We start from the raw sequence: 16,284 nt of genomic DNA on the forward strand, positions 1-16,284 counted from the left end.
GCATAAGGAACAATGACGATTCGTAATCTTTTCGTTTTGGTTTTCATGGTTTTCTTAGTGGCGGGGTGTAAAAAGGAGACTGCCGATGCAGACCCGGAAACACCCGATCCGGAAGTAACCGATCCGGATGATAGCCATACATTCACCAACCCGCTGATACCCCGTGGCGCTGACCCGTGGGTAACCCAGCACGATGGCACGTATTATTATACCTATACGCAGGGGGGGAAGTTGGTGTTGTATGTAACCAAAAAAATAAGCGAGCTTGACCAGGCCAAGCCGGTTGATGTGTGGATACCGCCGTTGGGTACGATGTACTCCAAAAACATCTGGGCGCCAGAACTTCACGAAATCGATGGCAAATGGTACATGTATTTTGCGGCAGACAACGGCAGTAACGCAAACCATCGCATGTATGTCATCGAAAACGAGTCGTCCAGCCCGTTGAGGGGAGCGTGGGAGTTGAAGGGAAAAATTACAGTGCCCGATGATGAATGGGCGATCGATGGAACCGTATTGCCCTACAACGGCCAACTGTATTTCCTATGGTCGGGCTCCAACCGTGGTGCCGCTCCGCAAAAAATATATATCGCCAAGATGAGTGACCCCTGGACCATCGAAGGCGACCGTGTGGAGTTGACGGCGCCCGAGTATGATTGGGAAAAGCAGAACAGTGCGGTCAACGAGGGGCCACAGGTACTGATCAACCCCGAAGGCAACGTTTTCGTAGTTTATTCGGCCAGCCATTTTACGTCTGATCATTATGCGCTGGGTTTACTGTCGCTCAAGGAAAACGGCGACCCGCTGAAGAAAGAGGACTGGAGCAAACACGATGAACCCGTTTTTTCTATACATGCGGCAAGTGGCGCTTTTGGCCCCGGGCACAACGGGTTTTTCAAATCGCCTGATGGCACGGAAGACTGGATCATCTACCACGCCCGGAATCTGCCCGACGGCGGAAGCACGAATTATCGCAACCCGCGGATACAGCGGTTTAACTGGCGTGCAGACGGCACCCCAGACTTTGGAGTACCGGTAAAAATTGGTGAGCAAATCAAGAAACCTTCAGGAGAATAATCGGAGATATGTTACAATTGAATAAATTTTCGTTTCTTTTATGTCTATTGCTGTGGGCGAGCCGCTCTGCTTTTGGACAAGATCGCCCCAACGTCTTGTTGATTTGTATCGATGACCTGTTGCCCGCATTGGGTTGCTATGGAGATGCCACGGCCATCTCGCCCCATATCGATGGGTGGGCTGCGCAGGCGGCCTTGTTTACCAACCATTACGTCACGGTACCCACTTGCGGAGCATCGCGCTATAGCCTCCTCCGGAGCAGTTTGCCGCGTACTACCGGCGAACTGGGCAACGAGATCGCCAATCGTTTCTCCAGCCCCGACGTACCCCCCGTAACCGGCCCGGAAACGTTTATCGAACAATTCCGCAATGGCGGGTACTACACCGTGGGCATTGGGAAGATCAGCCATACGGTCGATGGTTATATCTATCCGTATTCCGCGGCCAAAAGCAATCGCCGGGAATTGCCGCGCAGCTGGGATGAGATGCTTTTCGATGCCGGCAAGTGGGGGGAAGGTTGGGATGCCTTTTTCGCGTATGCCGACGGCGAGAGCCGAACGACAAGAAAGAAGGAGGTACGGCCCTACGAAGCTGCCGAGGTGGACGACAACGGCTACCCCGACGGCTTGACAGCCACCCTAGCCGTCAGGAAACTGGAGGAACTGGCCCATAGTGATAAGCCGTTCTTCCTGGGCGTTGGATTCTTCAAGCCACATTTACCCTTCAACGCACCTAAAAAGTACTGGGACTTGTACAAGGAAGATGAACTCCCCCTGACGCCTGTGCCGGATATCCCCCAAAACGTAAGCCGCGCCAGTTTGCATAACAGTGCGGAGTTTAACCAGTACAAGTTGGGTGCAGAGACGGCTTCGCTGGATAAACCGCTGTCAGATGCATACGCCCGCAAACTCATCCATGGCTACTACGCGTGTGTTAGTTATATCGATGCGCAGGTTGGGAAGGTGTTGCAAGCGCTCAAAGCAACCGGCCTGGACCGGAATACCATTGTTGTCCTTTGGAGCGACCATGGGTGGCATCTGGGCGATTATAGCGTATGGGGTAAGCATACCCTGTTTGGCCGCTCCTTGCGTAGCGTGCTGATGGTCAAAACGCCAGATATGATAGAGGGGACGCAAATCGACCGGGTGGTTAGCACCATCGACATCGCACCGACATTGCTCGACCTATGTGGCGTGTCGCCGATGCCCGAGGCGGATGGGCATAGCATGCTCAGCCTCCTGAATAACCATCGGGACCGCCGATGGAAAGATGTGGCCTATGGGTACTTCCGCAATGGAATCACCATGGTGACACCCAGGTACCGGCTTACCAAGTATTTCCGCGCCGAGCAACCCGTTGTCGAACTGTACGACCATAAGAAAGATCCGTTGGAAACCCGCAATGTGGCTGGGCAAAAAGCCGCCGTAATCCGTAAGCTCAACCCATTGTGGGAACAGGGCAATACCGGTTTATATGAATAATTTTTAATCACTGTCGCGATAGCCAAAAAAATAGTATGAATTTAAGTAGTTATATAAGAGCCGTATTTATACCCGTATTTTGTGTCTTTCTAGCCACGGGCGCCATAAAGGCGCAGGTTTCACTCGTCGAAACTGCAGCTGGCCAAGGGGACGTCTTTCCGCTGTCGACTAAGGGGCAGACAACTAGTATCTATTACGATACTGATGATTTCACGTCCGTCAAAACCAGTACGCAACTTTTTGCCGCCGATGTGGAGCGCGTGACAGGGAGAAGTACGTCTGCACGTGCCACCAACACCCGCTTAACAAAGAATATGGTGCTGGTGGGTTCGCTAGGAAACAATAAGCTGATCGATGAGCTTGTTGCAAACAACAAGCTATCAGTAGCCGAAATCGAAGGCGGCTGGGAACAATACACCATCCAGCTCGTGCATAACCCCTTTGCCGGTGTAGCCAAAGCGCTGGTGGTGGTAGGCAGCGACCGGCGGGGTGCGGCATACGGCCTCTTTTCCATATCAGAAACCATCGGCGTATCGCCGTGGTACTGGTGGGCCGATGTGCCGGTGAAGCAGCGGCGAATCCTAAACTTGCAGGTCAGCAGTTTCTCTTCGTCGACACCTACGGTTAAGTACCGCGGTGTATTTATCAATGACGAAGACTGGGGTTTATTGCCCTGGGCTAAGCATACGTTCGATCCCGAACTAGGCGATATAGGCCCCAAAACCTACGCCAAGGTATTCGAATTATTGCTACGTTTGAAAGCCAACTACCTCTGCCCGGCCATGCACGAGGCCAGCGGTGCCTTCAACAAATACGCCGAAAACAAGGCGGTCGCCGATTCGTTCGGTATCGTCATGGGGTCGGTGCACCCCGAGCCGCTGCTCTTCAACAACGCCAGTGAATGGGACAAAGAAACCATGGGCGATTGGAATTACATGACCAATAAAGAAGGAATCCTGAAGGTGCTCGACCAACGGGTAAAAGAAAACTCGCCATACGAAAATGTATATACCCTTGCATTACGCGGGTTGCATGATAAGGCCATGACTGGCGGTTATAGCTTGGACCAACGAGTGGCGCTCGTAAATGAAGCCTTGCAAGATCAACGGAAGATACTGGAAAAATACATCGACAAACCGATTGAAAAGATTCCACAGGCGTTTACACCCTATAAGGAGGTGCTCGACCTTTACATGGCGGGCTTGGATCTGCCCGAGGATGTCATCTTAGTCTGGCCGGATGACAATTACGGCTACATGAAGCAGCTCAGCAACGCCGAAGAGCAAAAGCGGTCGGGTGGCTCGGGCGTGTACTACCATGCATCTTACCTAGGTATGCCCCACGATTATTTGTGGATATCCTCCACGCCGCCCGCATTGATGTATGAAGAGTTATACAAGGCGTACAATACCGGAGCCAATCAACTGTGGCTGCTCAATGCCGGCGACATCAAGTCGTGTGAGTCTCCCGTTTCGCTGTTTTTAGCGATGGCATATGATATCCATCAATTTGATTTCGACAATGTTTCTGATTACCAAGCCAAATGGTTGAGTTCGATCTATGGGCAATCGTATTACGACGATTTCCGGGAAATCACACATGCGTATAATCGCCTTGCCTTCATCCGAAAGCCTGAGTTCATGGGCTGGGGATACGAGTGGAATACATTCAGCCACGGTACGGAACGACCCACCGACACCGAGTTTTCATTTGCTAACTACGGCGAAGCCGAAAAGCGGATTGCCGACTACAGCCGGATAGGTGCGATGGCCGAGCACATCCTTAATGCGTTGCCCGAAGAAGAAAGGGCATCGTTCTTCCAATTGTTGTATTACCCCGTGAAGGGCGCCGAGCTGATGAATAAGAAATGGCTGACGGCCCAACGCCAGCGCATGTATGTCGCTCAGGGGAGAGCGGGAGCGAATCAATTGCGGGATCAGGTGAGACATTATTACGACACGCTCTATACCATCTCGTATGAGTATAACGATATGCTTGACGGGAAGTGGAAGCGGGTATTATCCATCCGCCAGGGTGTCACAGCTTCCTACTTTAAGATGCCCGAATTGGATTCCGTTGCTATATCACCTGAGGCGGGGCTAGGGATTGCCGTCCAGGGCCAAGAGGTGCTTAAAGGACGAACCAGCTATTATGCCCTGCCTGCCTTTAATCAATTTCTGGATAAGACCTACTTCGTCGACCTGTTCAATACCGGATCGGGTTCATTCGACTGGCATTTAAAACCTTCCCACGATTGGGTTGTCGTGAACAAAACGAGCGGAACGGTAACGCTTGAAGACCGCGTATGGGTGTCTATCGACTGGTCGAAAGTGCCGGTAGGCGAACGGATTTCCGGCCACATCGAAATCTATGCTGGCGACACTAAAGAGGAGGTGCTGGTTTCCGTATTCAATCCCGCGTCCCCGGCGCTGGGTGACGTTCAGGGCCTGTACATTGAAGACAACGGCGTAATATCCATTGCCGGTGCTGACTTCCAAAGGAAGCGCGAAAGCGACGATATAAAGATGCAGGTTATTGATAATCTCGGTGTAGAAGGCCAAAGTGTGATGATCGGTGACCCCACCGCCGAGGTACGTAACCCGAGGGATCCCAAATCGCCCGGGGTGGAGTACGATTTTTACACCTTCCATCGCGGACAGGTGGATGTATATACGTACGTGCTGCCCATCTTCCCGTTGAGTTCGGACCGTGACTTCGGTTTCCATGAACAAGGTACTGGCCAGACACGCTATGCCGTAAGTATCGACGATGGGCCGGTTGCGTTGCCCTCGTCCTCCGCACCAGAATACACCCAGGCCTGGCTGGATAATGTATTGCGCAACGCCGCAGTAAACAAGTCGACGTTCTTTATCGATACACCGGGCAAGCATACGCTCCACATCAAATGTGGCGATCCGGGCATGGTGATCCAAAAAATCGTCCTTGACTTCGGTGGTATGAAAAAATCGTACATTGGCCCATCGTTAACGAAGGTGAAATAAAAAGCTGCAAAAGTGAAAGTACCGTTTGAACGTGCCATTTGGTTGACCATCCTGTTGACTACCGTGGCGCTTACCCCACGTGCGCAGGAGCCCGGTCGCCCTAATTTCGTGCTATATATCACCGATGATGTGGGCTGGGGAGACATCGGATGCTATGGAAGCCCCACGGTAAAGACACCCCATATAGACGCACTTGCAGCCAAGGGGCTGCAGTTTGAGAACACCTACCTCACCACAAGTAGCTGTAGCCCCAGTCGGTCCAGCCTCATCACGGGGAGGTATCCCCATAATACCGGTGCGCCCGAACTCCACGATCCGCTGCCCCCGGGGCAGGTCATGTTTCCGCAATTGCTGAAGACGTCAGGCTATTATACGGTGTTATCGGGGAAAAACCACATGGGTCCACAGACGAAGCATGCATTTGATTATATTTCGTCGGGCAAAGGGCCTGGAGGACAGGAAGATTGGGTTTCTATCATCCGGAACCGCCCGAAAGACCAGCCCTTTTTCTTTTGGTTTGCATCGCATGATGCGCACCGGGGTTGGCAGATTAACGACAAAGGGACGATATACGATCCTGAAGATATTGCGGTGCCGCCGATGCTGTATGATGGGCCGGTAACCCGTAGCGATCTTGCTAATTACTACCATGAAGTGTCTCGCGCCGATTATTATTTGGGCGAACTTATCCAGGAGTTGGATCGGCAGGACTTGCTAGACAATACGTATATCATTTTTATGAGTGATAACGGAAGCCCGTTCCCGCGTAACAAATCCCGGTTATACGACAGCGGAATTAAAACACCTTTTATCGTGTATGGGCCTAACGTGGCGGTGGGACGTAATCATGCATTAGTCAGTACGCTCGATATTGCGCCTACGCTGCTTGATCTGGCTGGGGTGGCGGCTTCAGACAGGATGCAAGGGCGTAGTTTCCGGCCTGTATTGGAAAACAACCTGAAAAAAGGGTATCGTGATTTCGTTTTCGCCGAACACAATTGGCACGTATTTCAGGCTCACGAACGTATGGTTCGTTATCAAGATTGGGTTTACATTAGAAATGCCTACCCCGATCGTGGTAATTATGCGGGTGAGTCTACCCGGCAATTTCCAGCGGGGGAGGAATTGTGGGATGCATATGACCAAGGCCGCACTACCGCTCAACAAGAAGATGTTTTCCTCGAGCCGCGCCCTTCCGAGGAACTCTACAACATTAACATCGATTCTTTCCAATTTGTAAACCTGGCCGATCAGCGAAGGCACCGTAAGATATTGGTATACTTGCGCGGGGTGATGGACCAATGGGTTGAAGAAACAGGCGATTCCGTACCGGAGGAGCCGACGCCCGACAGAGACGATATCTATGGGAAACGTTTGCCCGGGAATTGGGAAAAAGGCGAAAAGCCGGGGGCCAGTAAAAATGCTGGTAAAATTAAAGAATCCGGACCGATCACCGTAGGGGATATCCAATTCTAATCCGACGCGGTTTCGATCCTTATACCGCGTCAACCGCATTCCTTTATTCATTTTCTTTTCAGCGTACTTCCACTTGTTTTGCGAGGAACCAAGTAGGTAATTGGACCCATTTACATGCGTTATACGTTCATGGCGAAGCAGGTGTCAATCGGCTATGAAGCAAGCACGAAGCATTTTGAGACAAAATAGGGAAAGATTGAAACAAATTGGTATCACACCCAGTGGCCATAATGCCGTCCTTTGTTGAGAACAAAATTATAAAGCCGATTTAGTAACCAATGAAATGCCAGCGATGACACGGACTTCTAGTATTTTTTTGACCTTTTTGACTTTGACCATCTTCTTATTATCCGGTTGCAGCACCGGCGGAGGGAGCGTTGACAGCGAATCGCCGAGAGGCATTTGGACGGCCGAGGAAGCCAAAGCGTGGCAGGCTGAGCAAGGGTGGCTCGTTGGGCCCAACTATACCCCGGCAACGGCCATCAACCAGTTGGAGATGTGGCAGGAAGACACTTTCGACCCGGAAACGATAGACAAAGAACTGGGGTGGGCTGCCAACTTGGGCATGAACACGGCCCGCGTGTACCTTCACGACTTGCCTTATGAGCAAGATTCGACAGGGTTTATTTCCCGTATCGAACATTTTGTACGCTTGGCCGACAAGCACGGCATCCGTCCGCTGTTTGTCTTTTTTGATTCCTGTTGGGATCCGTTTCCGGTGGCTGGAACGCAGCGCGCGCCTAAACCGCATGTCCATAATTCGGGGTGGGTGCAAAGTCCGGGGCAACATGTGCTTCAGGATAGTACGCAGTACCCACGGTTGGAACGCTATGTAAAAGGCGTCATTGCCCATTTTGCTGAGGATGACCGCATTCTAGGTTGGGATGTATGGAACGAGCCGGATAACATGACCGGACCTTCTTACGAAGCGGTGGAAATCAAAGACAAAGTAGACTATGTATTGCCACTATTGGAGCAAGCATTCGCTTGGGCACGGTCGGCAAATCCGTCGCAACCGCTCACCTCTGGTATCTGGGCAGGCGATTGGTCTACGCACGAAGGGTTGAAGCCCATCGAAAAACTACAGATCGAGCAGTCGGACATCATCAGTTTCCATAACTATGATACCCCCGAAGATTTCGAAAAGCGCATACAGCAGCTCCAGCGATACGATAAGCCGTTGTGGTGCACGGAATATATGGCACGCCCCAACGGCAGCACCTTCGAAGGATTCCTGCCCATAGCCAAAAAATATAATGTGGCCATGTTCAACTGGGGGTTCGTAGACGGCAAGACGCAGACTATTTATCCTTGGGATAGCTGGACAAAGACCTACACGGATGAGCCGCCGCTGTGGTTCCATGATATTTTCAGAGGTGACGGCACGCCGTATAAGCAAGAAGAGGTGGAATTGATAAAGCGACTAACGAGCAATTAATTAACAAAAACAAGAGCGGTTAACGGTTGCAAATCGTTAACCGCCAAAGAAAAATTATAAACTAAATTTTATGAAACGAAGCATTACAACGGTAGGCCACTGGCCTATCTCCATTCGACTTATGGTCTGCTTGTTTGTCTTTGGTGGCACATCAGTGCATATGCAAGCGACAGCAAGCGAGAAAATGTCGTGGGCGCATGCCGTGGTCGCCCAGCAAGTTACGGTTACCGGACGCGTTGTAGACCAGCAGGGTACGCCGCTTCAAGGAATCAACGTGCAATTGAAAGACAGTGGTACAGCTACCGTAACCACCGAGCAGGGTACCTTTTCCATCCAGGTGCCGAACGACCAAGCGGTTTTGGTGTTTTCTTATTTAGGATACCAAAGTCAGGAAGTCAACGTGGGTACACAGCGAACCCTCAACATCACGCTCCTGGAATCTACGGAGGAGCTGGATGAAGTCGTTGTCATTGGCTATGGTACCGTAAAAAAGCGCGATTTGACCGGCGCGGTGTCGGTGATTGATGTAGACGACATGGCAAAGACAGGTGCCAGTACCATTGCGCAATCGATTCAGGGCTTGGCTTCGGGCGTGAATGTGAGAAGCACGGGCAACGCTGGAAGCGATGCGTCAATAGAAATACGCGGTATAGGTACCTTGAGGAACAATGACCCACTTTGGGTGGTAGATGGTCTCATCACGTCAGCGGGCGCTGATTTCAATCCGAATGATGTGGAATCGATCCAGATTTTAAAGGATGCATCAGCAGCTGCCATCTACGGGTCGCGGGCAGCTAACGGCGTGATTATCGTGACTACGAAAAAAGGGAAAGATGGACCGGCCAAGGTCGACTTTTCGGTCCGGGAATCGTTTGATTGGTCGCCCAGGTATGATTTGATGAATGCCGAGGAGTTTAAAAAGTACAACGACATGGCTTACCGCGAGGGAATTAAAGACGGTACATGGAACGGGACACTGCAAGACCACGCAGACTACGATACCGATTGGCAGGAGGAAACCATGAAAACAGCACTCGTGCAAGACTATAATGTCTCCATCTCCGGCGGGGGAAAAGCGGGTAATTATTTTGTTTCGGGAGGTTATTATACAAATGATGGGATGATGTATGGCAATTCCTTTGATCGCTATTCATTCCGCGTGAATACAGAGGGCCAGAAAGGGATTTTTTCTTTTGGTGAAACATTAAGCTTTACGCAAACGAACCGTGATCCGTTGCAAACCTCTTCATATATCGACGTCGTACGGATGCTGCCTACTATCCCGGTGTATGACGACAACAACCCGGGCGGGTTTGGTTATGGTAACGAGGCAAACGCGCGTACGTTTGGTACCAACCCCATTGCCAGGGAAGAATTGGAAGATACCAATACCAAAATATACCGTCTTCGAGCCACCTTTTGGGGTGAGGCCAGAATCACCGACTTTCTGAAATATAAGCTTAATGTGGGTATCGATTACCTTTTTGATGACTACCGGTACTTCCGCAAACGAGGCAACTGGTCGATGAACCAGGAGTTTCGCGATCCAACGGGCAACAAAAACCGGATCAAAGATACCAACGAACTGATTGAGAATACCCTTGAATTCGACAAGGACTTTGGAAGACATCACGTTGACGCGATTGCGGGGCTTACCTATCAACATTATTATTGGGAGGATGTAGGCGCACAACGGCTCCGGTTCCCATTTCTGGGCGGCGATTACATCACCGTGCTCAATGCCGGACAGGCCAATCAGACGAATTGGAACAGCATCCGCGAGTCTGCATTAATATCGTATTTGGGCAGGGCGAATTATAACTTTGATGGCAAATACATCGCCTCGTTTACGGTACGCCGGGATGGTACATCAAAACTTAGCCTCGATAATCGCTGGGATAATTTTTATTCATTTTCAGGTGCCTGGAGGATCAGCGATGAACAATTTTTTAATGTGCCCTGGATCAATGACCTGAAACTGCGCGCCAACTATGGCCAGCTCGGAAATGCGGCTATTGGGAATTGGGATTATCTGGGCACCATCAGCCCCAGTATCGTCACCGTATTTGGCCGTGATCAACGGTTAGTAAATGGAGCTACACAGGTGCAGATTGTGAATGAGAACCTCCGTTGGGAACGGACGGAACAAATCAACGTTGGGCTGGATGCTAGCTTACTGTCAAATCGATTATTACTAACGGCCGAATACTACAACTCGAAGGTTACGGATATATTAACCGGGATGCAGATTTCGATGACAACCGGCAACCAGGGGGGAGCCCCATTGGCAAACGTCGCCAGCCTCCGCAACACGGGTGTCGAACTGTCGGCAACATGGCGAGACAAGGTGGGTGACTTCGGTTATTCGGTGGGTACCAACATCACCACGCTCAATAACACCATACTGGAATTGGGTTATGGCACTGAAGAGTTTTACACCGGCCAAACGCGAAGCGAAATCGGCCGAGCACTCGGCGAATATTACCTATTGAAAACCGATGGACTATTCCGCACGCAAACAGATATCGATAATTACGTGAACTCGGAGGGAACGCCCATCACCATCGAAGCCAAGCGACCCCAACTAGGCGACGTGAGATACATCGACACGGATGATAACGGGCAAATCACCACGAACGACAGGCAGATTGTTGGCGACCCGTGGGCGGATCTATTGCTCTCGTTCAATCTGGGGCTAACTTGGAAGAACCTTGATTTCTCGATGTTTTGGAACGGTCAGATCGGAAATGATGTATTAAATGGTGGTATGCGTCAAGGGCGGTTATTCGCCGATAATTCCAACTACATCCGGTTTGAACCAGGGTCGGAGCCTTTTCAGGAGAACCCGGAAAGCGATTTTCCTCGCATCATCTATGGGGATACGCGCAATACGCGGGGCGACAGCGATTTTTGGTTGGAAGACGGGTCCTACCTCCGGATGCGTAATGTGCAAGTGGGATATACATTCCAGAATACGGCATTGTCCCGCATGCACCTGAGTGCGTTACGGGTGTACGCGAGTGGCAATAACCTCCTAACGCTCACTAAATATAAAGGGCTAGACCCCGACTTCATCAATAAAGATGTCTGGGACCGCGGTACGGATAACATGGCGTTCCCTAATGCCCGGACATTCATGCTTGGCCTTCAGGTAAGTTTTTAATGATTTCGAAATCGCTAAATAGTACAACGATGAAAAAGATAAAATTATTGATATATGGGTTTCTGGCCGTTGTGGTTACTGCCGCATGCGATAAGGATTTGCTGGATATACCCAACCCGAATGAACCGACTACTGAAACATTCTGGCAGACGGAAGACGATGCTCAAAAAGGACTCAACGCGGCATATAGCCGGTTCTATAAAGAAGGCACGTGGATGCGGTGGTTATCTTTTAGGTACGATCTCGGTTCGGATGAGGGCTGGAGCACCAGTCCGTGGAACGAACTCGCCGATTGGACACGATTCAACTACGTGAATTACAACTTCTGGGAAGGAAATCGCGTTCACTGGGAAGATTTCTATGTGGGTATATTCAGGGCCAATCAAGTATTGAAATTTACACCAGATATCGCTTTTGCAGATGATGTGGATAAGGAACGCGTTATTGGGCAGGCGGAATTTTTGCGGGCGCTGTGGTATTTCCAGATTGCGGTTTTGTGGGAAAAAGGTGCGCTTGTACTGGAACCCAAAGATGCGAGCTATAAGCCCGAGGAGGTAACGGAGGAGGCGCTGTGGGCACAGGTGGAAATCGATCTGAAAAATGCGTATGCCAAGCTTCCACCGGAGTGGGACGACAGCAATACCGGCAGGGCAACGATAGGCGCTGCAAAAGCCCTGCTTGCAAAAGCCTATATGCAACAGGGTAAATTTGCCGAGGCCAAGGCCGAATTACAATGGTTGATCGATAAAGAAGGTTCGCTTTACGGGCTGGTGGATGATTATATGGATAATTTCACCCATTTTAACGAGAACAACATAGAGGGCGTGTTTGAGATCCAATTTAATGACGAGAACAAGGGCGGGACCGGCAACGGTGCTTCGATGGCGACCGGCTTTCAACGCACCCAGTTCTATGCACCAGGTGGTATTGGCTGGCAAGATGGAAAGGCGCGCTCGTGGCTCGTGGGAGAATATAAGAAGGAAACCAATCTGGATGGCGGAAACGATACCCGTTTATACCATAACCTGTACTACAAGAATAGCCCTAATGATTTTCCGGACCTCCCGGCATCGATATACGGCAGGGCATGGGATGACGCTGGCTGGGGCGAACACATGTTTATCCGCAAATACTCTACAAACTATTACCGCGATTTCGAGGATTATTTCGCACCCAACAATTACCGGATCATTCGGTATGCCGACGTGCTGTTGATGTATGCGGAATGTATCGTAGAAACCGGCGGATCGCCGATGGAAGCGTTGCCATATGTGAATAAAGTAAGGCAACGCCCGTCCACCAATTTGCCCGCGTTAGAAAACAGCGTCCATGCAGACGCGTTGTCTTCAGGTGAAAAATTCCTCAAGCGTCTGCAAATGGAGCGCTCGCTTGAGCTGTGCTTTGAAGGCTGGCGTTGGGCGGACTTGAAACGCTGGGGATTATTGAGTTCGCAGGCAGGCATTGATGAGTTGAAGTCACGGGATGCCGATTTCAATAACTTCATTCTCGGAAAGCACCATCGGTTACCTATTCCGCAAATTGAAGTGGACAACGCTGAAGGTAAACTGACCCAGCATTTGGAATATTAAAAGGAATGGTAACGAGTAAGCGAATTCAAGTGGGTTTGGTGCTGTCGCTATCCATGATAGTAGGCAACACCGCCCTTGCCCAACAACCCGATCCGCCCGGGCAGGTGGAGGAGCCCGCGGATGCTGTAATCCAAGCATACTTGTTTGCTCATATGACCCACCAGGATTATGGCAAACTGTATTACTCGGTCAGCACCGATGGCCTCCATTGGCATGCATTGAACGATGGAAAAAGGGTGTTTGAGGATTACCATGGGCATCCTGATATCTGCAAGGGGCACGATGGCCGGTATTACATCGCCGGTAATACGAGTGATTCATCCCCGGATATCAACATCTGGGTGTCTACCGATTTGATCAATTGGGAAAAGCACCATGTTTACACCCCCGATCTCAAAAGCACCCCCGAATATGCCCATGCTTTGCAACGTATAGGTGCTCCCAAGTTGTATTTCGATACACCGTCGCAACAATATATCCTTACGTGGCATACGCCACATAAGGAAGGCACCAAAGAAGATCCCGAACGGTACTGGGCGAGCCAACGTACATTGTATGTGCTTTCCAAAGACCTCAAGACGTTTTCCGATCATCCCACGAAATTGTTTGATTGGGACATGGGCACCATTGATGTGTTTATCCGTAAGGTAGGCAATAACTACTATGCCGTCATTAAAGACGAAACGTATCCCACGTTGTATTGGCCCACCGGCAAGACCATTCGTATAGCACGTGCCCCGGCACTCACCGGCCCGTACTCAGAACCCTTGGCACCCATAAGCCCGAACTTCCGCGAAGCACCGATGCTAATCCCGTCGCCCGATAACGAGGTCTGGTATTTGTATTACGAGCAATACCCCGGTGTGTCCTATGGCTTGTCCATTGCCGATAAGCTGGAAGGACCATGGTATCAGGCGTCCGGATATACGTTTCATTCAACATGGGACAAGTACAGCTTTCCCGAGTCCGTGCGCCACGGCTGCATGGTCACCATTACAAAAGCTGAATACAACGCGTTAGTGAAACATTTTGGAATAGATAACAAATAGGAAATATGTGTATACGGACGATTTTATTGATCCTACTCGCCGTCAGCTTCAATGTACTGGCTTGCTCGTCGAGCAAGAACGGCGAGCTGCCGGAACCGACTCCCGATCCGGTGGAAACCGACGTGTTTTTCGGCGACCCGTTCATTCTGTTGCACGATGACACGTACTATGCCTACGGAACGTATGCCGACGACGGTATCGCCGTGTATGTATCGCAAGACTTACTTACTTGGGAAGCCGTGTCGGGTAACCGATTGGCATTGGACAAAAAGGACTCTTGGGGCGACCGCTGGTTTTGGGCGCCTGAAGTCTATCACGTGGACGGCAAGTTCTATATGTATTACTCGGCCGACGAACACATTTGCGTGGCTACCAGTGATAGCCCACTCGGCCCGTTCAAGCAGGAAGTTCAGCAGCCCATGATCAGCGGTGAGAAATGCATCGACAATTCGCTATTCATCGATGATGATGGTAAACCTTACCTCTTCTATGATCGGTTTAACGACGGCTTGAACATCTGGGTAGCCGAATTGGAAGATAACCTGACCGAAATACGGCCGGAAACGGCAGTCAAATGCATCAACGTGTCGCAAGCGTGGGAAGAGGTGTGGCCGCGGGTCAATGAAGGGCCTTTCGTGTTAAAACACGAAGGGAAATATTACATGACCTACTCGGCCAACAGCTACGAAAGTCCGTTTTATGGAATAGGCTTCGCTACGGCAGACAAGGTGACGGGACCGTGGACGAAGTATGCGGGTAACCCGATTTTACAAAAGCCCGGCGACTTAGTAGGCGTAGGCCATAGCGCCATGTTCAGGGATAAGGCGGGCGATTTGCGAATCGTGTTCCACGCGCATCACAGTGACACGGAGATACATCCCCGTGCCATGCATATCAGCACGGTAACCTTTACCGAAAAAGATGGCAAAACCATCATGCAGATCAATGAAGATTACGTTACACCGGTGCTCTTACAATGATGAGTCGGATAAATCGTTATATTAAAATGAAACTCGCTACTTCTTTTTTTACCGGCCTCATTGCAGCACTCTTAATTCCCGAAATGGAACTCGTGGCGCAGCAAAAGCAAGAACTGTTTTTTGCCGACCCAACGATACATGTTGAAAATGGCAAATACTACCTCACCGGTACAGGGGGAAGCGGAAAAGGAGCTTCGAAAGGGTTTGCTGTTTTGGAATCGACCGACCTGAAAACATGGGCCACACCCGCGGGTACGAGCGGCCCGACACACATGATCCTTACCAAAGGCGAGCAAGCCTTCGGTACCCAGGGCTTTTGGGCGCCGCAACTATTCAAAGAAAATGGCACCTATTATTTAACCTATACCGCCAATGAGCAAACGGTGCTGACGCAGTCGCCCTCCTTACTGGGGCCGTATACGCAAGCAGAAGTTGCCCTCATTGATGGCTCGGAGAAGAATATCGATTCATACATCTTCAAGGATAACGATGGCAAGCATTACCTTTACCACGTCCGGTTTGATAACGGCAATTACCTGTGGGTTGCCGAGTTCGACATGGAAACAGGCAAGATCAAGCCGGAAACCTTAACGAAATGCTTTGGCCAGACCGAGCCATGGGAAGCCACGCCGGCCTATGAGTCGGCACCCATCATGGAAGGGCCCACCGTTATCAAGCTAAAGGATAAATATTATCTTTTCTACTCGGCCAATCACTACCTGAATATCGACTATGCCGTGGGGTATGCCGTTGCTGACTCGCCGTATGGCCCTTGGATCAAACAAAGCGATAGCCCCATCATCCACCGTACCATTGTGGGTGAGAATGGTTCCGGGCATGGTGATTTGTTTGAAGGGTTAGACGGGCAACTGTATTACGTGTACCATGTGCATTTCGATCAACAACAGGTAACGCCGCGGCGGACGCGCATTGTCCCGGTCATTAAGCATTGGGATGCAGCCGCTGGCCAATATACTTTCCATGTGGATGGCGATGGGGTGATTAAGCCTGTGCTGCAAAAATAAAGCT

Annotated in this window: 10 protein-coding genes; all 10 read left to right on the forward strand. The window is 50.6% G+C overall.

All coding sequences use genetic code 11. The annotated features are described in order from the left end of the window. Positions 1–12: 12 nt before the first annotated feature. The gene (locus U9S71_RS00960; protein ID WP_326324522.1) at positions 13–1,077 is read left to right on the forward strand and encodes a glycoside hydrolase family 43 protein; all 1,065 of its coding nucleotides are present in this window, start codon (positions 13–15) and stop codon (positions 1,075–1,077) included. A gap of 8 nt (positions 1,078–1,085) precedes the next feature. Then, on the forward strand, positions 1,086–2,558 hold the full coding sequence (locus tag U9S71_RS00965; protein WP_326324524.1) for a sulfatase: 1,473 nt from the start codon (positions 1,086–1,088) through the stop codon (positions 2,556–2,558). 35 nt (positions 2,559–2,593) lie between these two features. Further along, positions 2,594–5,560, forward strand: a complete 2,967-nt coding sequence (locus tag U9S71_RS00970; protein ID WP_326324526.1) for a glycosyl hydrolase 115 family protein — start codon at positions 2,594–2,596, stop codon at positions 5,558–5,560. A gap of 12 nt (positions 5,561–5,572) precedes the next feature. After that, the gene (locus U9S71_RS00975; RefSeq protein WP_326324527.1) at positions 5,573–7,036 is read left to right on the forward strand and encodes a sulfatase family protein; all 1,464 of its coding nucleotides are present in this window, start codon (positions 5,573–5,575) and stop codon (positions 7,034–7,036) included. 325 nt (positions 7,037–7,361) lie between these two features. After that, a complete protein-coding gene (locus tag U9S71_RS00980) occupies positions 7,362–8,474 on the forward strand; it encodes a glycosyl hydrolase (RefSeq protein WP_326324529.1) in 1,113 nt (370 codons plus the stop codon). Positions 8,475–8,544: 70 nt separating this feature from the next. Next, a complete protein-coding gene (locus U9S71_RS00985) occupies positions 8,545–11,637 on the forward strand; it encodes a SusC/RagA family TonB-linked outer membrane protein (RefSeq protein ID WP_326324530.1) in 3,093 nt (1,030 codons plus the stop codon). A 29-nt stretch (positions 11,638–11,666) separates the two neighbouring features. After that, on the forward strand, positions 11,667–13,226 hold the full coding sequence (locus U9S71_RS00990; RefSeq protein WP_326324531.1) for a RagB/SusD family nutrient uptake outer membrane protein: 1,560 nt from the start codon (positions 11,667–11,669) through the stop codon (positions 13,224–13,226). Between the two features lie 5 nt (positions 13,227–13,231). Then, positions 13,232–14,275 carry a glycoside hydrolase family 43 protein gene (locus U9S71_RS00995; RefSeq protein ID WP_326324533.1) on the forward strand — a complete coding sequence of 348 codons (1,044 nt, stop codon included), beginning with the start codon at positions 13,232–13,234 and terminating at the stop codon, positions 14,273–14,275. Positions 14,276–14,280: 5 nt separating this feature from the next. Beyond that, positions 14,281–15,255, forward strand: coding sequence for a glycoside hydrolase family 43 protein (locus tag U9S71_RS01000; protein ID WP_326324534.1), 975 nt, complete (start codon positions 14,281–14,283; stop codon positions 15,253–15,255). A gap of 26 nt (positions 15,256–15,281) precedes the next feature. Further along, entirely contained in the window at positions 15,282–16,280 is a 999-nt protein-coding gene (locus U9S71_RS01005; RefSeq protein ID WP_326324535.1) for a glycoside hydrolase family 43 protein, read from the forward strand. The last annotated feature ends 4 nt before the right edge of the window (positions 16,281–16,284 follow it).

The sequence above is a fragment of the Parapedobacter flavus genome (assembly GCF_035818675.1).
Classification (GTDB): Bacteria; Bacteroidota; Bacteroidia; order Sphingobacteriales; family Sphingobacteriaceae; genus Parapedobacter; species Parapedobacter flavus.